This is a genomic window from Streptomyces sp. NPDC016677 (assembly GCF_055562815.1).
The window spans coordinates 314954-332364 of sequence record NZ_JBVHEO010000004.1; the positions used below are offsets into that span (position 1 = coordinate 314954).

The following is a 17411-nucleotide window of genomic DNA, read 5'->3' on the forward strand; positions in this document are numbered from 1 at the left end:
GTCGCCGGCTCGGCGTCAGGGCGTCGACGAACAGCCGGCGGACGTGCTCGACGCGCTGGGCCGCCGCCTCTTCGATCGCCTTGTAGCCGGCCGGGTGCGGCGTCGGCCGAACTCCTCCAGCTCGGCCACGGTGAAGCACGCGGACAACGGGGCGGACTCCAGCGCGTGCACCCCCAGCCTCGGGCCTCCAGGCCGATACGGAGCGTGGCGGCGACGTCGAGGTCCTGGCCGGGGCGCATCACGGGTGCGCCCGCACGGCGTACCCGCCGGTGAGAACCAGCGGATACGGGAAGCCGAACGCGATCACATCCGCCAGGAGCCGCGCGCTGGGGGAAGGCGTCTTGACTGAGGGCGGCCAAGCAGCTCGACTGGTCCCGGACGGTGATCGACTCCAGCCACGTCCGAGCTGCTCGACGCGGCCCAGAAGCGGGCCGAGCCCGGTCGATCGTGCCAAGCCGGGCAGCAAGCACCACCTCGTCGTGGACGGCCAGGGCATCCCGCTCGTGGTCTCGCTGACCGGCGGAAACCTCAACGACGACACCCAACTGATCCCGCTGCCGGAGAAGATCCCGTCCGTGCCGGGCATGGTCGGCCGGCCGCGGACGACCCGGCGCCCTTCCGGGTGACCGTGGTTACGACCATGACAAGTACCGTCGTCTGACCTGGGCGATGGGCGTCGAGCCGGTCATCGCGCGCCGCGGCGTGCCCCACGAACGAGACCCGGCGTTCACCGCTGGGGCGTGGAGATCCGCTGGGAACGTCGCGACGACATCCACGAAGCCTCCCTCGGCCTCGCCACCTGCCTCATCACCCATCGCCACATCCAACGCCTTCGTGAGGACTCCTAAAGAGACGGAGGGGCGTAACCATTGGCGGATGTGAGGGTGCCGGCGGGTGGCGAGGCTGCTGGCATGTCCCTACACCACACGCCCGCCCCCGAGGGCGGCGCGCGAGAAGAAACTGTCCGGCTCCCCCGCAGAATCTGGTTCCCCGGGCGCTTCATCGGTGGGACGGCTTGCATCCTTGCTCCCGTCATCTGGTGCGTCGGGCTGCTCCTGCGCTACCTGGCCGTGCGCACGGCGGGTTTCACGCCGGAGCAGTTGGCGTGGTACGACAGCCAGCCGTTCCCCGCCTACGGTCAGCTCGCTGCCTTCCAGGCCAGCCCTGACCTGACCACCGCAGGCTACGGATGCTTCGCCGCAGGCGCCGTCCTGCTGTGTATCGCCTTCGTCACCCTCGCCGGGATCGTCGCCGTGCGCGCCCCGCGACTCGCCTGCACCGGCGGCACGCTCGTCGTAATCGGCCTGTTCTGCCGCCTGTACTGGGCCGGGGTGGACCACACCGCCTTCCAGCTGATCGAACCGCTGGGGCTGGAGCGGGCCACCCAGTTGGTGATGGCCGACTACACGGACATCTCCTACGGGCCCCTGCGGGTGCCCATCACGGCCGCTTTCGCCCTGTACGCCGGCACGGCAGTGCTCGCCATCGGGGCTTTCCGGTCGGGAACCTTCGGTACGGGGCGGCTGGTGCTGTTCCTCCTCGCGGGATCTCTGTGGACCGGCGCGCTCAAGGAGAGCGGGCTTCTCGACGTCGTCCTGTCCGTCGGTCTGTGCGCGGTGTTCGTCCCCCTCGGCATCCGAGTGCTCCGGGACACCGTGCCCGAGCTGCGCAGCCAGGGGGTGCTCGCGGCCGGACGCAGGCCGTTGAGGATCCTGAGCTGGTGACACAACCATCATGCATGGCAGGAGTGTCGGCGAGGCCGAGTAATCCGGTCCGTCGTCGGCTGCGAGCCTGGTTGCTTCCCGTCGTCGCGTTCGGCAGCGCCTTCTTTCCGGCCGCACTGCCCGGTCCGTACGGGCCCGCATGGCCGGTGCTTGCCTCGGTGCCCGGCCCGGTCGTGGCCGCGGTGGCGGGGCTGCTGGCTGCGGTGGCGGCCCGGACCGCGTCGGAGCGGCCGTGGCTGCTGTTTCTGCTCGCAGGTGTCGACTCTGCGGTCAGGCCGCCGGGGCTGCTGGTATCGGTGGCCTCCTATGTGGCCGCAACCTCGTACCGACGGCCTCGTCACCTGGTGCTCTTCACGGTGGCCGCGAGCCTGCTGGTTGCGGTGCCCCGGCCGGGAGTCGAGGCGGTGTCGGCGCTCGGCGGTGTGGCGCTGTTCGTCTGGCTGCCCGTCGTGGGCGGGTTGTGGCGGGGTGCCCGGGCGCTGGTGGTGGCCGGGCTGCGCGAGCGGGCCGAACGGCTGGAGCGGGAGCAGGCCGTACGGACCGAGCAGGCCCGCGCGCAGGAACGTGCCCGCATCGCCCGAGACATGCACGACGTCGTGGCCCACCGCGTCTCCCTGATGGTGCTGCGCGCCGGAGCCCTGGAGATCAGCACCACCGACGAGAGGGCCGCGCAGGAGGCAGAGCTCATTCGCACCACGGGAAGGGAGGCGCTCGCTCAACTCCGCTCAGTTCTGGGTGTCTTGACGGAAGTGGAGACAGCCGAGCCGTTCCTGCCGCAGCCGACGCTCGCCGACCTCGAACGGCTGCTGGAGCAGTCCAGGTCGGCGGGTATCCCCGTCGAGCGGCAGGACGAGGGCACTGTGCGCGATGTCCCCGCCATGATCGAGCACACCGCCTACCGGGTCGTCCAGGAAGCGCTCACCAATGTCCACAAGCACGCCGTCCGGCCCACGGTCCGGGTGGCGGTACGGCACCTGCCGTCGGCGTTGGAGGTCACCGTCACGAATACCGCAGTGCACGTTCCCGCTTCTCCGCTGCCCGGCAGCGGTCTGGGGCTCGTGGGGCTGCGGGAGCGCGTCGAACTCCTCGGCGGGCAGTTCGCGGCTGCCCCCGAACCTGCTGGAGGGTTCGCTGTCACTGCGAGACTGCCGACATGACCTGGACCTCCCGCCTCATCCGCACTCTGGTAGTCGACGACGAAGCCCTCGTCCGGACCGGCCTGCGCATGATCCTCGAAGCTGCCGGGAACATCGAGGTGGTCGCCGAGGCCGACTCCGGAACCGCTGCCGTCGACGCGGTCGCGCGCCACCGGCCGCACGTCGTCCTGATGGATGTACGTATGCCCGGCATCGACGGCGTGGACGCGCTGACGGAGATCAACCGGCTGCCTGACCCGCCGGCCGTGATCATGCTGACGACCTTCGACCGCGACGAGTACGTCCACGGCGCCCTCCGCGCCAGGGCCGCTGGGTTCCTGTTGAAGGACACCGCACCGCGCGACCTCATCGCCGCCGTCCGTGCGGTCGCCGAGGGCAGCGCGATGCTCGCGCCGACGGTCACGAGGCGTCTGATCGATGCCTACGCCGGACAGCACTCCGCCGACTTCGTCGCAGCCAGGCAACGTCTGTCGGTCCTGACTGACCGCGAGCGAAGGGTTGTCGCCGCGGTTGCCCGCGGGCTGGCCAACGCGGAGGTCGCCCGTGAGCTAGGGATGGCGGAGACCACCGTCAAAGTCCACGTGAGCCGGTCGCTCACCAAACTCGGCCTGTCCAACCGGGTGCAGATCGCCCTCCTCGTCCGCGACGCGGGCAGTCCGGGGGCTGAGTCGCGGGATTGACGGGCGAGTTCCCCACTTCCTCACGCCCGGACCTACGAGCCCCCGGGCGATCGCTGCCGATCGCGCGTCTTCGCTGGTGAAGTCTCGGGCGTAGAGCAGCTCTTCGGCCAGGATGCGCTGGTAGCGTTCCACCTTCCCGTTGTGGCGGGGTGTGTAGGGCTTGGTCTTCTGGTGGCGGGTCTGGTTGCCGACGACCCGGGCGAAGTCGCCGGATCGGCGGCAGGCGCCGTTATCGGTGACGATCCTGTGGATGCGGTTGATGCCGTGAGCGGCGAACCAAACCCTCGCACGGGCGAGGAACGCCGCCGCCGTGGAACCCTTCTCGCGCAGGGGTTCGGTGTAGGCGAGCCGGGAGTGGCCGTCGACGATGGAGTGCAGGTAGATGTAGCCGCGCTTGGCGCCGGCCGTCTTCGCCCGTGCCGTCACCTTGGCCGGGTCGCTGTTTCGGCCGTGCATCCGCCAGCCTCCGCCGTCGGGGATCCGGCCGGCCTTCTTCACGTCCAGGTGGACCATGTGCCCGGGCCGGCGGGCAATGATCTTGCCGGGTCCGCGGTGGGGGCCGCCACTGGGGTCGAAGAACCGTCGTCGGCCCAGCCCGAGTCGGCTCAGGTGGCGGCCGACCGTGCGTCGGTCGATGACGATGCCCAGGTCGGCGAGTTCGTCGGTGATCCGTCGGGCGGACCACTTGTGCCCACGCCGCCATGCCTCGACCTGTTGGATCACCTCGGGCGGCGTCGCGGTCGGGCTGCTGTGCGGCGTCGAGGGGCGGTCCTGAAGACCGGCTTCGCCATGTCGACGCCATCGGTTGACCCACTTGGACGCGCAGGCACGCGAGATTCCCATCTCGGCTGCTACGTGAGCGATCGGTCGGGGGTCGGGTCCGACACCGAGCGATCAGGCGGCGCCGCCCATCGGGGCTCAACGGGGTGTTGCGATGCACCATGAGCACATCCATTCTCGTTGGTGACAGCGTTACGCCGTGGTCGGACCGTCGCGCTGCATCTCGCACAGCTCCCAGATGGTGTTGCGGGTGGTGTCGTCCAGGACGGCATCGGGCCACGGGGTCCGCTTGGCCTTGCTGTTGAAGTAGGCGCCGTTCGTTGTGCGCTCCTCAGGGCTGGAGGCGAGGTACACGCTGGAGCGCGTGGCCCTCAGCAGCGCCCGGCGGCCGTAGACGACGGGCATCGCCAGCCGCAGCAACGGGACGATGGGGCGAGCCAATGGCGGATAGGTGCCGACGGTGAGGTTCTTGTTCATCGAGGTGTAGGCGTGTCCGGGGTAGGCGACGTTCAGCGTCACCGGTGTGGCCGCGAGTTCCTGGGCGAAGCGGTAGCTCATCGCCATCTGCGCCAGCTTGGTCTGGTTGTAGAACGACAGCCCGACATAGGACTTCTCGCCCTGCAGGTTGTTGAGGTCGATCTGCCCCCGGGGGATGCCGCCGGTGATGTTGATGACCCGGGCCTGCCTGGACGCTGTCAGGGCCGGCATCAGCCAGTGGGTGAGGCAGAACGGCGCGACCACGTTGACTGCGAACGCGGTCTCGATGCCGTCCTCGGTCACCTCGCGGTGGTTTCGGGTCGCTCCGGCGTTGTTGATCAGCACGTCCACGCCGCCGGCCCGGCCGCTGGCCTCCTGGGCGAGGCGACGGACGTCGCGCAGCCGGGACATGTCGGCCGTGATCGCCGTGACGTCATCGTTCCCGCTGGTGTGACGAATATCCGCCACGGCAGCGTCGGCGCGGCACTCATCCCGTCCGACGAGGATCACGCTCGCGCCGAGCGCGGCCAACTGTCGCGCGGTCTCCTTGCCGATGCCACCCGTGCTGCCGGTCACCAGGACGGTCTTGCCTTCCACTGTCACCACCCCATTCGCGATCTGTCACTTGGTGACATGATAGTCATCGAATGATGCGAAGTAGACTGGGTGCATGAAAGAGGGACTGCGCGAACGCACCCGCCGAGCAGTGCGGGCGGAGCTCGCCCAAGTGGCCGTCGACCTGTTCGCCCGCCAGGGCTTCGACGAGACGACCGTCGAGGACATCGCCCGAGCAGCCGGCATGACCAAGCGCAGCTTCTTCCGTTACTTCCCGACCAAGGAAGACGTCGTCTTCGACGGCATCGACCTCACTGGTGAGAGCGTCGTCGCCGACATCGCAGCGCGACCAGCAGGCGAAGGGCCGTGGGAGTGCCTGCACCAGGTCCTGCGGGCTTGGCAGGAAGAGATCCACGCCAGTGAGCAGGCGCTCTCAACCATCCGCCTGATCGAGGCAACGCCCGCACTGGCCGGGCGACTCCACCAACGCAGAACCGAATGGCGCAGGCGAGTCAGCGACGCGCTCCAAGATCGGCCAGGGACCGACCTCGACCCGTACACCGCGGACCTGCTCACCAACGCCGCCACGGCTGTACTCGACGCTGTATCCAGCCAGTGGGCCCGATCAGACGGGAACGTGGACCGCCCAGCCCTGCTGGACCAGGGGTTCAACCAGGTCCACGTTGATCTCAGCCCGCGGCAGGTGTGACCCGCCCCCCGTCACCAACGTCCTGCCCGACAACAGGTAGACGTCAGCCAGGGGCGTCTTGTGAGGCGGCCGGGCCTGGGTGAGGGCCGGGCGGTAGGCCTACGACCAGTTGCTGCGACCGAGGAGGCCGGCCGACCACCCACCGGTGAGACCCCGAACAGCGGGGCGAGCTGCCGCATGGTCAGGTTCGTGCGGTAGTACACCGCCACCAGCAGCACCCGCTCGGCCAGCGGCAGCCGCCACGGACGACCCCAGCCGCAACCCTCGCCACCACGCTCCCGGACCGCTTTCAGCGACCACCCGAACTGATCGACCCGCAACCCGGTAAACGTCTCCACCCACACCCGCTCGGCCCTCAACACCCCAGCCACACAACGGATATGCCCTGCTCACGGCCTTCCGCAACACCCTTCAGCTTGTTCTTTATCTACCAGGATCTCCATTCTGGACGCGGGTCACCGGGAAAGCGCCGGGGTGTTCCATCAAACCCACAAGAGTGACACAACGCATCAGGAAGCCACGGCAGGGGCAGGCTCGGCGCGTCAGCATCTCTGTGAGAGAGGGCATCATGCGTCGAACCATCACCGTCATTCTTGGCTCTCTTGCGCTTTTCGGCGTCCTCACGTCACCGGCCAACGCTGTCCCGGACCCAGTGGCAACCATCGACTGTGCCGTTGCAGACATCACGGGTGTCATTGACCTGGCCAGTCCGGGAGTTCCCGCAGAAGTTCCGTTTACTGGCTGCCTCGCGCCCTGACCTGAGCCTGCTCTTCTATTCCGGCCTCGAACGGCGCCTCGTACTGAGTCGTCACCTGGGGATTCGCCGGACGCGAGGGCGGCCTTCGTCTGATCATGTGCTCCGACCAAGGTGCACGTGATCACGACGAAGGCCGTGAGGGTGAGTCTGTTGCCTGATGCTGTCAGGAGGGAAGCGTTCGCGGAAGCGTCACGCTTCCGGGGCGAGTTCTACGAGTGTCTGACCGCTCGGCGCGACAAGTTGTTCGAGCTGACGGATGCGGTGCTGTGGGCGGACGGGGCGGTGAAGTACCCAGTGGACCGTACGCTGTTGCCCGAGCATCGTCGTGGACACGGAGCGATGTATGGGGGCCTCAACCGCGGCCGGATCGATGTGGATCGGCTGCGGACGGTGCTGGCCGGCTTGCCGCTGCCGCGGTTCGACGGCGGGCACCTGGTCCTGGCCGTCGATGTGTCGCCGTGGCTTCGCTCGGACGCGCCGTGTTCGGCCGAGCGGCTGTTCTGCCACGTCTACGGTCGGGCGAAGACGGCGTCGCAGTTCATCCCGGGCTGGCCCTACCCATTCGTCGCCGTCCTGGAGCCGGGTGCCACCTCTTGGACCGCGATACCGTGCTGGTCGCGGCCATCAGCGAGTGGCTGTGACCAGCACTTCGAAACTCCCCGTGGGCGCTGTTGCCGGCCCACGATTTTTAGAACGAGGCGGGCGGGAGAAGGACAGGGGACGCGTCCAGCAGCTGGAATCGGTTGTCCCGCTGCTGGACGCGTCCGCTGGTGGGATGCGTGAAGTGGGTGCCCAGCAGCAGGTCATCGGTACCGGCCAGCTCGGTGAGCAAGTGGTGGCGGGTGGTTCGCGCCTCGGCGGGATCGACGTCGCCGACGCTACCCATGTCGGGGTACGCCAGTTGCACGGGATGATGCAAGCTGTCGCCGCTGATCAGCGCATTGCGGCCGGCGCCTGTCAGCTTGACCGACAAGTGGCCGGGCGTGTGGCCGCGTGTCGGTACCAGGCGGACGCCGTCGGCCACCTCAAGGCCTGAGGCGGGGATGTCGAGCAGGTCGTACAGACCGTTGTCACGGATGGGTCGCAGGGAGTCGCGGTGCACCTGGGCGACTTCCTCGTCGCTTTCGGCGGCGGCGGTCCAGTAGTCCCATTCTCTGCGGTCGGTGAGGTAGCGGGCGTTCGGGAAGGTCGGTGTCCAGCGGCTGTCGACCAGGTGAGTGTTCCAGCCGACGTGGTCGACGTGCATGTGCGTGGTGATCACCAGGTCGACGGTGTCCGGGGCGAAACCCGCGGCGGTCAGCCAGCGCAGCAGCGGGGTCTGCAGGTTGTCGGCGTCGGGTATCTGCCGGGGCTTGTCGTTGCCGATGCCGGTGTCGACCAGGATGCGCTTGCCGTTCACCTCGATCGCGAAGATGTGAACGTGCATCGCAAAGGCTGTGCCGTCGGTGAAGTGGGGTCGCAGCCAGGTGTGGTGCAAGTGTTCAGGTGTGGCATCGGGCAGAAGCCATTGACTGGTTGCCGGTGACATGTCGATTTCGTCGACTCGGCGCACAACGATGCCTCCGAGGTCCCAGCCCAGGAAGGCCGGGGATGCATGGCTTGTGAACACTCTGAACCCATTCGTCTTGTTTGGCCGCCGGTTCCGTGGGTCGACTCTAGGGCTGTCGGTGACCTTTCGTAAGTACGTACCTTTTTGTAAGCTGGTGGCATGGCGGTGAGTGAGCAGCTCAAGGATGTTTTCGCCCAGCTTCCGGCAGACTCTTTCGACAAGGACTGCCCGACGCGGCCGGTGATGGCCCAAGTGACCGGCCGGTGGGGTGCGTTGATCATCGCTGCGCTGGTTCCCGGACCGATGCGCTTCTCCGGCCTTCACCGGCACATCGGCGGCATCAGCCAGAAGGTGCTGTCGCAGTACCTCAAGTCGGTGGTGCGGTACGGGCTGGTCGAACGCCTGGTGGAGCCGACCGTCCCGCCGCAGGTCACCTACAGCCTGACGCCACTCGGGCGGAGCCTGGCGGAGCAACTGTGCGCGCTGCTGAGCTGGTTCAGCAGCAACACCGCGGCACTGGAGGCCGCCCAGCAGAGCTACGACGCTGCCGATTCCCCGGCCCGGTAGCGTGTCACGGGGCTGCTGGCCATCGACCCGCTGATCGCCCGCCGCGATGTCCATCTGCGGGAGAAGACCCTGCGGCGGATGCTCTACGAAGCGGTTGCGCGGTCGGAGGAGATAATCGGAGTCAACATCGAGGAGCTGGACCTCGCCGGGCGCCTGGCCCCGGTGAAGGCCAAGAGCGCCCGGCCTCGCACCCGGCGCCGCAACACGGTGCGTGAGGACTTCGTGCTGGAGACCGTGTACTGGGACGCGGGCACCGCCCGGCTGCTACCCCGTCTTCTCAAGGGCCGTACGCGCGGGCCGGTGTCCGTCACCCACCGCAGGCCGGGCCCGGGCAAGGTCCTCGCGCCGCGCGACGTGTGCACGGACACTGGGCTGGTCCGGCTGTCGTACGGGCAGGCCCGCATGCTGCTGGACGAGCACACCGCCCTCGGCGACAAAAGCGGCGCGGGCCGGGACCTGCACGAGTGGCGGCAACCCGGGCTCACGGACCTCGGCGAGGCGAGGGCGAGCCTGCTGATACTGATGGCGAAGTCTCGGCACAAGAAGCCCGAGAACGTACGGAAGTACTTCCATCCCTCGGCGGACGCGATCGCCGACGTCACGAGCCCGCTCGCGCCCGGGGACAGCCGATGCTGAGCACACGACCAGGTGGTCAGCACGCGGCGGATGGCCCGTCGGGCTGGGGAACGGTGATAGCCCCACCGGCTCCGGTATCCGCGGATCTTGGCGCCCGCGACCGCCCGCCTGCGCTGCTGTCCTTCCGACACCACCTTCGCGGAGTTGGTGTGGTCGAACCCCTGCTGCCCCGGATCTCGCTGGGAGCCGAGGCGCGTCCTCCTAGAGCTTGCGGGACAGCCATTTGTTGACGATGGTGGTGGTGCTGGCAGCGTTGCGCTGGAGGGCCAGGTCGTGGCCGGCTCCGGGAATGGACTTCACGTCGACGTCAGGGCTGGCCGAGTAAGCGGCGGTCTCCGCCTTGAGGGTCGTGTTCAGGTCGGCGGGGTCGAAGTACAGGCCATCGTGCTGGCCCACGAGCGACAGGACGGGAACGTTGACGTCCTTGCCGTAGGTGTTGTGGCTCTGTTCGTCCTCGAAGGAGGTGAATTCCCCGAGGGTGGCGATCTGCTTGACCTTGTCGTCGGCCTGCACGGTGCTCAGATCGGCGTTGAACGGCCAGTAGAACGTGTGGCGCATGCCGTCCCGGGTGGTGAGGGAGCCGTCCGGAATCGCGCGGCCGGCGAAGGCAGCGTCTTCGGCGGCCGGGTGCATCGCGGCGTTGAACAACAGCCCGCCGGAGCCGGCATGGTGCATGAATCCGGTGACGACAACGGCGTCGACGTCCTTGTAGGACGCGGCTTCCTGGATGGCGACCACGCTGCCCATGGAGTGGCCGACCAGTGCGATCGGCAGCCCCCTGTGGTCGCTCCTCAGCCTGGTGATCAGCTGGTGGACGGCGGCGGAGTGAGTCGTGCCGTTCAGCTGGTCCGCGGCCGGGCTGCTGGAGTCGCCGGTTCCGAGGCGGTCGACGGCGACGGTGATCCAGCCGTCCTTGGCCGCCTCGCGGGCTTGCGAGATCCAGCCGCGGTTCGTCTTGAGATCGAAGTACCGGTGGTCGTAGGTGACGCCCGGGATCATCACCTGAACGCCCTTCACGCGGGCGTGGCTCGGTTGGTATTCCACGGCGCTCAGCGTCTGGTCGGCCGGTCCGCTGCCGGTGAGCGAGACCTTCTGGGTGATCGTGTGGAGGGTGTAGCCCGGCCCACGGTCGGGGGCGGCAGACGCGCCCTGGGCCGTGACCGTTACGGCCGTAACGAGCAACGCGGCGGACGCCGCGCCCGCGGTGAGGCGGGCCGTGCGGTTTCGTGGTTTGTCCGAGGACATGGGGAAGATCCTTGCTGTCTGGGCCGAGGCGCACGCCTCGGGTGAAGCCTGAGCGGGCGTCGCGCCGTGACTGCTGGTAGGCGAGTGCGCCCCGTCCTTGGAGCGGCTGCGGGAGCAGTTGGAAGGGGTGGTGTGGCGGTTCCGTACCGGCAGTCCGTGGCGGGACATGCCCGCTGATCACGACATCTGGACGACGGCCTACCAACGGGTTGTGCAGTGGTGCGACTCAGAAGTCATTTCAGTTGGCGTGATCTTGCGGAGTCTGGGGTGATGACTGCTGCGCTTGTCGAGCGGATGGCGCCGGATGACCTGTGGACGTTGTTCCAGCGGGTGGTGCCGCGGCACCGGTTCGCGCGCAGGGTGGAGGACACCGTCGGCGAGGCGACCGCGAGGTGCTGGCCGCCATCGTCTTCGTGGCCACCTCGGGTCGCACCTGGCACCAACTGCCGCCGGGCTTGGGACTGTCGGGGGTCACCGCCTTCCGGCGGTTCACTGAGTGGACCGAGGCTCGGGTGTGGGCCAAGCTGCACCGCCTGGTCCTGGACGAGCTCGGTGCCCGAGGTGAGCTGGACTGGTCGCGGTGCGCGATCGACTCCGTCAGCGTCCGGGCCCTCGAAGGGGACAGGTGACGGGACCGAATCCGACCGACCGCGGCAAGAAGGGATCGAGAATCCACCTCATCGTCGACCGTCACGGGCTGCCCCTGTCGGTCGGCATCTCCGCTGCCAACCTCCATGACAGCCAGGTCCCTCATCCCGTTGGTCCGTGGCATCCCGCCCCCCCACTCCCGTCGCGGCCCGCGACGCCGGCGGCCCGGCAAGCCGCACGGCGACAAGGGCTACGACTACCGCCACCCGCGCAGATGGCTCGCTTCTCGCAGCATCCGGCACCGCCTTGCCCGCAAGGGCATCGAGTCATCCCGACACCTGGGCCGGCACCGCTGGGTCGTGGAGCGGACCATCTCCTGGCTGTCCGGCTGCCGACGCCTCCACCGCCGCTACGAACGCAAGCCGGAACACTTCCTCGCCTTCACCGCCATCGCCGCGACCCTCATATGCCACCGCGGACTCACCAAGTGAAATGACGCCTTGAAGCGTGGACTCCGCTGCGGCCCGGACCCACCACGACGCCGCCGGCATGCTCGTGGACGCCGAGGTCCTCACCGCGCTGGAGAAGGCGGTTGAGGAGGAGAAGGCACGCGCGAAGAGGGCGGGCGGTGGCGGGTGCCGAACCTGCCGGCCTGACTCGCGCGGCAGCTGTCGCCCGCTGTCTTTCTCGTTCTCACCCCGGGCGAGTGCGCCGACAGCCCCCGATTCACCACCATCCTGGCCGGCATCAAGGTCCTCGGCTCCCTGATCTGGGTCCGCAGCCTCCGCCTCACCGGGTGATCCCACCCGGAACAGGTCCTAACGGCCGATCTTGTCCAGCTCGGCAAGGTCCTCGTCGGAGAGCGGGAGTCCCGCGCCGGCGACGTTCTCGCGCAGGTGGGCCACCGACGAGGTGCCGGGAATGAGCAGGATGTTCGGTGACCGGTGCAGCAGCCAGGCCAGGGCGACCGACATCGGCGTCGCGGCGAGCCGGGTGGCCACGGCCGAGAGCGCCGTGGACTGGAGCGGAGTGAAGCCGCCGAGCGGGAAGAAGGGCACGTAGGCGATGCCCTGGTCGGCGAGTTCGTCGATCAGCTCGTCGTCCTGGCGGTAGGCGAGGTTGTACATGTTCTGTACGCACACGATCGGCGCGATCCCCTGCGCCTCGGCGACCTGCTCCGTGGTCGCGTTACTCACGCCGAGGTGCCGGATCAGGCCCTGCTGCTGGAGTTCGACGAGGGTTTCGAAGGGCTCGGCGAGTGAGCCGGGCACGGGGCCCTGGGCGTCGCCGAGCCGGAGGTTGACCACGTCGAGTGATTCGCGGCCGAGGTCCGCAAGGTTCTCGTGGACGGCGCGGCGCAGGTCCTCGGGCTGCCGGGCAGGGGGCCAGCCGCCCTGCTGATCGCGGTCCGCGCCGACCTTGGTCACGATGTGCAGCGATGCGGGGTAGGGGTGCAGTGCTTCGCGGATCAGTTGGTTGGTGACACGCGGTCCGTACGCGCCGGCGGTGTCGATGTGGGTGATTCCGAGATCGGCGGCCTCGCGCAGGACGGCGAGCGCGCCGTCGTGGTCGGCGGGCGGGCCCATGACGCCGGGGCCGGCGAGCTGCATGGCGCCGTAGCCGAAGCGGGTGACGGTCAGATCGCCCAGGGTCCAGGTGCCGCCGGGCAGTGACGCGGGGGGTGTGTTCATGGCTGTGCCTTTCCTGCTGAGCCGGATACTTCGGAGGGCTGTGGGTCGCGTGGTCCGTCGCTCGTCGACGGCGCCTTGTCCGCGTCGGCTACCGGAGCGGACTTCGGTTTCCCATGTCGTCGATGTTCGCTCGCCGACCAGCGGCGCATCCAATACCGACAGGGTGCCCTGTCATACCCGGCGAGTATCACCGAGTTGGGCTGGGGCCCATGGACACCTTGGAGACCCGCGAGCTGAGGTACTTCGTGGCCGTCGCGGAGGACCTCCACTCCGGCCGCGCCGCCGAGCGCCTCGGCATGGCCCAGCCACCGCTCTCCCGGGCCATCCAGCGGCTTGAGCGGCGCCTCGGCGTCTTGCTGCTGGAACGCAACCGTCGCGGAGTCTCCCTGACCGGCGCCGGAGAGATGCTGCTGCACGAGGGCCGCGCAGCCCTCGACGCGACCACCGCCGCCGCTCGCCGCACCCGGCGCGCCGACAGTCCGGGCGGCCCTCGCAACCGCCTGGTCCTTGCGGTGAAGGCCGGCTCGTCTCACGAGCTGCTGCACAAGCTCATCGACGCCTATGCGGCCGAGCCCGACGCCGCCGAGATCGAGGTGCTGCCGAGTGGCACATGTGAGCAGGGGGAGATGCTGCGCGACGGCCGCGCCGATGTGGCGCCCCTGCGACCCGGCGAGCAGCAGCATGGCGCCGCCCCCGCAGCCGACGGACGAAGCATCACCCCGAGAGCCACCTGGTGGCCACAACCACCTCCTTCCCGCGGGGCCTCGGGGCGCTCCACCCGCTGGAGGGCCCGGACGAGGACGAGGTCCGAAGCCTCACCCCGGCCAAGGTCGCCCTGGCGCACCATGTCACCGCAGTCCGGCTGACACGCTGGCTCCTGGAAACGGCGGAGTTCACCTGCGGGCTGAGGACGAAACCCGCCCCCTCCTGGCTGCGGGCCTGAGGGCCGACCGCGCCTGCCCGCGCGTCACCCGGTCACCGGGCCAGCGTGGCCGCCCACCGTGTGAAGATCTCGGCGTACCGCGCCGGGTCGGACTGGTGCATCATGTGCGTTGCGTCCGGCACCGACTCGTAGTCGACCTTCACCCCCGCCGACTCCATCAAACGCCTGGCCTGCGTGGCCTGTTCGTCGGAGAGCGCCCCGATCAGGTTCCCGGTCTCCGGGTCGGTGCCGCGCATGTGATGGGTGAGGAGCACCGGTGTTTTGACCTGGCCCAGCATGCGCTCGTGCGGGCAGTTCAGCCCGACGGTCCCCTCGTAGAAGGCCCGGGCCCATTCCGGGTCGTACTCCTTGAGGTGCTGCGGGATCACGTCCGCCACGAAGGACCGCGCCATCGGCGACGACGAGACTTCGGCCGCGCGGCAGAACCCCTCCCAGTCACCCACGCTCCACTGGTCGCCGAGAAACGTCCGGAAGAGGTCGAACACCGGCCCCACCGCCTGCCGGATCGAGTGACCGCGCGCCGGGACGAGTTCGGACGCGAAGAGCGGCGGGTCCTCGCACAGGACGCCCCGGAGCTGACCGGGCATGGAGTACGCCGACAGCCACGCCGCCAGGACGCCGCCGGAGGAATTGCCCGCGACGACGACGGGCCGCTTCACCACCAGGGCGATGAACCGGACCAGGTCGTTGCCGAAGTTGTCGAGGCTGTAGCGCTTCGGGGTCCAACTGCTGCGCCCCTGGCCCCGCAGGTCGACGGCGTAGACGTGGAAGTGCTCGGCGAGGAGGCCCATCGCCTCTTCGTACGACCACCAGGATCCCGTCTGCTCGGGGATCAGCAGTACGGCGGGCCGGTCCGGGTCACCGGCCTCGGCGTAGTTCATGACGATCTCGCCGAGATCGACCTGCTGTTCGGGGTAGGCGTGCGGGACGTGGACGTCGCGCAGCGCGGGGCTGGTCACCATTGTGGTCTCCTCGGTCTGTGCTGCCCGTCGTTACGGGCGGACGGCGCTTCCCCCGGCCCGGCGCCGGCGATCAGAGCCGGCGACCGCCCTCACCGGGTGGCACGTCACGAGCTATTATTCGAACCGTGGCAGACGACGCGCACCGACGATTCCGATGAGTGGAACGCCGGTGCGAGTCCCGCGCTCGGGCAGGCCGTTGCGCGGTGAGCCGGTCCTGGAGCGGGCCTTCCGGGTCCTGGGTGCCTTCTCCGAGGCCGGCGAGGGACTGGCACTGCACACACTCGCGGCCCGGGCGGGCCTTCCGAAGAGCACCACGTCCCGGATCGCGGCCCAGCTGACGGACGTCGGAGCCCTCGAACGCCTCGACAACGGCGACTTCGTCGTCGGCCTGCAACTGCTCGAGATCGCCTCGCTGGCACCCCGCGGCCACGGACTGCGCGCCGCCGCGCTGCCGTTCATGCAGGACCTGCACCGGGTCACCGGCCAGCACATCCTCCTGGCCGTGCGCGACGGCGACGAGGCCGTTCTGGTCGAGCGGCTGTCCGCACGGGACGCGGCGGCGATCAAGTACCGGGTCGGCGGACGCCTGCCCCTCATCGGGACCGGTATCGGCATCGCCCTGCTGGCGCACGCCCCCGGGCGGATTCGGAAGGAAGCACTGGCCGACGCGGACGACGCGGCCTGCGTCCGCCGGCTCCTGGCCACCGTCCGCACGGACGGCGTCTGCGCCGTGACGGTGCCCAACCCCCTGCGCTCCGGGCCCGCCGTCATGTCGACCGTCGCCGCCCCGATCCTGAACCGTCGCGGCGACGCACTGGGCGCGTTGTCCCTGGTCGCACCCGACGAGGGCGGGCCCCGTACCGCGGCCGTGACGGCGCTGCGCAGGGCGAGTCTGGCGATCTCCCGGGCCGCGGGCCCGTGAACCACGCGCCTGCGCCCGGCAGCAGACCGGCGCCCTGCCGGCGGGGACTGCCACGGCCCGGTCCCCTGTCACCGTTCCGGCTGTCCACGGCGCCGCCGCCGTGGACAGCCGGAACGGCACACCGCTCTGTGCCTGCTTCGGCCGTGCAGCCGCCGGCGGCTCAGGGCTCGACGAACTTGCCGGCCAGTCCCCGGTCCAGGTAGTCGTCCGGCAGATCCTGGGAGACCAGCTCGGCTTCGCTGTGCCCGCTGTGCAGCCGCCAGCAGGCGTCGGCGATCGTCTGCGGCTGGGAGTCGTGGCCCCCTGGCCGATGAAGGCGGCGATCGCCACGTGCGCGGCGTGGACGCCGGTGCCGGAGAGCGCCGCGTGCAGGTCGAGGATCCAGTTACGCATCCCGCCGGTGGCGATCTGGACGTCCGCCACGTGCGGGGCGATCACCGGCCCCGACCCCGCGCCACTGCTGACCAGGATCGTCCCCGTGCCGCGCTCCAGCATGCCGGGCAGGACGTGCCGCACCGCCGCCACGCCCCCGAGCGGGTAGAGGTCCAGCTGGGCCAGAACCGAGTCGACGGTGACCTTCGTGGCCTCGACCAGCGGCGCCCGGCGCAGGTCAGCCGGGGACGGCGCGGGCGAGTACTCGAGTATGTCGATCGGTCCCAGCCGTTCCTCGGCGGCGGTCAGCGCCGCGTGCGGAGCGGGACGATCGGTCACGTCGGCGGGGAACACCTCGGCCCGCACGCCCGTGTCGGACAGGTCGTCGGCCACTGCCTGCAGCGTCGTGCGGCTGCGGGCGATCAGCGCCACGTCGACCCCTTCGGCGGCGAACCGCCGGCCGATCGCGCGCCCGAGTTGAGGGCCTGCGCCCACGATCGCGAGCGTGCTCAATTCGCCACCTCGTGATCCTTGTATCGACATTCCGGACCGCGGATGTCGGAGCTTCGATGCATGCCGGAACAACGGTAGGAAGCGTGTGGTCTCGGCGCCTCGGACCGGCGCGTCAGGCCGAACGGGAGATGCGCGACAACGATGAGCGGCACTTTCTCGGCGGACGTGAGCGGCGCGAACGCCTTCAGCGACTTCGCACACGAGTGGCGGAGCCGGATGGGCGAGACCTTCGCGCCGGCGCCCTTCCGCCGGACGACCGTGTCCGACTTCTCGGCACGGTCCCGCGGGTTCCGGGTGCGGGACATGATGTTCAACCGCTTCGAGACCGGGGCCGCTCTGCGGACGGCGGGCCGGCGGGTCGGGGCCGACGATCACGTAGGTACGACTCGTGGATCTCTGGCGGCTCGCACCGGCGGTGCTCGGTCCGGACGGGCGGGTGATCAGATGCGCTCAGGCAGCGTTGATGTCGAGCGCGGTGTGACTTCGTACTCGCTCCCCCGGCGGCAGTGCGGGCCGCGTCCGCTGCGGACGGGCCTCCCGGATCTGGTCGGCGCCCCGGAGGTCTGCTTCTCGAGGATGTCGGG

The 17411-nt window shown here is 69.5% G+C and carries 14 protein-coding genes and 9 pseudogenes; 13 read left to right on the forward strand and 10 right to left on the reverse strand.

Going from position 1 to position 17411, the window contains the following annotated elements; genetic code table 11:
* Window positions 1-4: 4 nt before the first annotated feature.
* Window positions 5-94: pseudogene (locus ACZ3IG_RS14810) on the reverse strand (MarR family transcriptional regulator); the annotation flags it as partial.
* A gap of 26 nt (window positions 95-120) precedes the next feature.
* Window positions 121-316 (reverse strand): annotated as a pseudogene (locus tag ACZ3IG_RS14815) (hypothetical protein); the annotation flags it as partial.
* A gap of 163 nt (window positions 317-479) precedes the next feature.
* Here ACZ3IG_RS14815 and ACZ3IG_RS14820 point away from each other — a divergent pair.
* From ACZ3IG_RS14820 to ACZ3IG_RS14835, 4 genes are all read left to right on the forward strand, one after another.
* A complete protein-coding gene (locus ACZ3IG_RS14820) occupies window positions 480-626 on the forward strand; it encodes a hypothetical protein (RefSeq protein WP_467432077.1) in 147 nt (48 codons plus the stop codon).
* A gap of 285 nt (window positions 627-911) precedes the next feature.
* Window positions 912-1724, forward strand: a complete 813-nt coding sequence (locus tag ACZ3IG_RS14825; RefSeq protein WP_467432078.1) for a hypothetical protein — start codon at window positions 912-914, stop codon at window positions 1722-1724.
* 71 nt (window positions 1725-1795) lie between these two features.
* On the forward strand, window positions 1796-2881 hold the full coding sequence (locus ACZ3IG_RS14830; protein ID WP_467432080.1) for a sensor histidine kinase: 1086 nt from the start codon (window positions 1796-1798) through the stop codon (window positions 2879-2881).
* The gene (locus tag ACZ3IG_RS14835) at window positions 2878-3561 is read left to right on the forward strand and encodes a response regulator (protein ID WP_467432082.1); all 684 of its coding nucleotides are present in this window, start codon (window positions 2878-2880) and stop codon (window positions 3559-3561) included. The genes ACZ3IG_RS14830 and ACZ3IG_RS14835 overlap by 4 nt, the downstream gene beginning before the upstream one ends.
* Window positions 3562-3609: 48 nt before the next feature.
* On the opposite strand, the pseudogene ACZ3IG_RS14840 reads toward ACZ3IG_RS14835, so the two are convergent.
* A pseudogene (locus ACZ3IG_RS14840) lies at window positions 3610-4504 on the reverse strand (IS481 family transposase); the annotation flags it as partial.
* A 29-nt stretch (window positions 4505-4533) separates the two neighbouring features.
* A complete protein-coding gene (locus ACZ3IG_RS14845) occupies window positions 4534-5415 on the reverse strand; it encodes an SDR family NAD(P)-dependent oxidoreductase (protein WP_467432084.1) in 882 nt (293 codons plus the stop codon).
* Between the two features lie 73 nt (window positions 5416-5488).
* Between ACZ3IG_RS14845 and ACZ3IG_RS14850 the strand changes: the two genes are divergently transcribed.
* Complete coding sequence (locus tag ACZ3IG_RS14850; RefSeq protein ID WP_467432085.1) at window positions 5489-6082, forward strand: TetR family transcriptional regulator; 594 nt, start codon at window positions 5489-5491, stop codon at window positions 6080-6082.
* A 146-nt stretch (window positions 6083-6228) separates the two neighbouring features.
* Here the strand turns inward: ACZ3IG_RS14850 and ACZ3IG_RS14855 are convergent.
* Window positions 6229-6453 (reverse strand): annotated as a pseudogene (locus ACZ3IG_RS14855) (helix-turn-helix domain-containing protein); the annotation flags it as partial.
* A gap of 527 nt (window positions 6454-6980) precedes the next feature.
* Between ACZ3IG_RS14855 and ACZ3IG_RS14860 the strand changes: the two are divergent.
* Window positions 6981-7445: pseudogene (locus ACZ3IG_RS14860) on the forward strand (transposase); the annotation flags it as partial.
* An 82-nt stretch (window positions 7446-7527) separates the two neighbouring features.
* Here the strand turns inward: ACZ3IG_RS14860 and ACZ3IG_RS14865 are convergent.
* Window positions 7528-8448: an MBL fold metallo-hydrolase gene (locus tag ACZ3IG_RS14865; protein ID WP_467432088.1), complete on the reverse strand. Its 921-nt coding sequence runs from the start codon at window positions 8446-8448 to the stop codon at window positions 7528-7530.
* Between the two features lie 99 nt (window positions 8449-8547).
* Here ACZ3IG_RS14865 and ACZ3IG_RS14870 point away from each other — a divergent pair, with 99 nt between their 5' ends.
* Entirely contained in the window at window positions 8548-8955 is a 408-nt protein-coding gene (locus ACZ3IG_RS14870) for a winged helix-turn-helix transcriptional regulator (RefSeq protein WP_467432090.1), read from the forward strand.
* 15 nt (window positions 8956-8970) lie between these two features.
* Window positions 8971-9591, forward strand: a pseudogene (locus ACZ3IG_RS14875) (site-specific integrase); the annotation flags it as partial.
* A gap of 201 nt (window positions 9592-9792) precedes the next feature.
* Here ACZ3IG_RS14875 and ACZ3IG_RS14880 read toward each other — a convergent pair.
* Window positions 9793-10836: an alpha/beta hydrolase gene (locus ACZ3IG_RS14880; RefSeq protein WP_467432093.1), complete on the reverse strand. Its 1044-nt coding sequence runs from the start codon at window positions 10834-10836 to the stop codon at window positions 9793-9795.
* Between the two features lie 97 nt (window positions 10837-10933).
* Here ACZ3IG_RS14880 and ACZ3IG_RS14885 point away from each other — a divergent pair, with 97 nt between their 5' ends.
* Entirely contained in the window at window positions 10934-11107 is a 174-nt protein-coding gene (locus tag ACZ3IG_RS14885) for a transposase (protein ID WP_467432095.1), read from the forward strand.
* Window positions 11107-11915: pseudogene (locus ACZ3IG_RS14890) on the forward strand (IS5 family transposase). Before ACZ3IG_RS14885 ends, ACZ3IG_RS14890 begins: the two are co-directional and overlap by 1 nt.
* Window positions 11916-12242: 327 nt before the next feature.
* On the opposite strand, the gene ACZ3IG_RS14895 reads toward ACZ3IG_RS14890, so the two are convergent.
* Complete coding sequence (locus ACZ3IG_RS14895) at window positions 12243-13115, reverse strand: aldo/keto reductase family oxidoreductase (protein ID WP_467432096.1); 873 nt, start codon at window positions 13113-13115, stop codon at window positions 12243-12245.
* Window positions 13116-13324: 209 nt separating this feature from the next.
* Between ACZ3IG_RS14895 and ACZ3IG_RS14900 the strand changes: the two are divergent.
* A pseudogene (locus ACZ3IG_RS14900) lies at window positions 13325-13771 on the forward strand (LysR family transcriptional regulator); the annotation flags it as partial.
* Between the two features lie 77 nt (window positions 13772-13848).
* Window positions 13849-14058, forward strand: a complete 210-nt coding sequence (locus ACZ3IG_RS14905; RefSeq protein ID WP_467432099.1) for a DUF6461 domain-containing protein — start codon at window positions 13849-13851, stop codon at window positions 14056-14058.
* Window positions 14059-14090: 32 nt separating this feature from the next.
* On the opposite strand, the gene ACZ3IG_RS14910 is transcribed toward ACZ3IG_RS14905, so the two are convergent.
* Window positions 14091-15020: an alpha/beta fold hydrolase gene (locus ACZ3IG_RS14910; protein WP_467432101.1), complete on the reverse strand. Its 930-nt coding sequence runs from the start codon at window positions 15018-15020 to the stop codon at window positions 14091-14093.
* 154 nt (window positions 15021-15174) lie between these two features.
* On the opposite strand from ACZ3IG_RS14910, the gene ACZ3IG_RS14915 reads away from it, so the two are divergent.
* A complete protein-coding gene (locus ACZ3IG_RS14915; RefSeq protein WP_467432102.1) occupies window positions 15175-15942 on the forward strand; it encodes an IclR family transcriptional regulator in 768 nt (255 codons plus the stop codon).
* Window positions 15943-16434: 492 nt separating this feature from the next.
* Here the strand turns inward: ACZ3IG_RS14915 and ACZ3IG_RS14920 are convergent.
* Window positions 16435-16857, reverse strand: a pseudogene (locus ACZ3IG_RS14920) (SDR family NAD(P)-dependent oxidoreductase); the annotation flags it as partial.
* Between the last annotated feature and the right edge of the window lie 554 nt (window positions 16858-17411).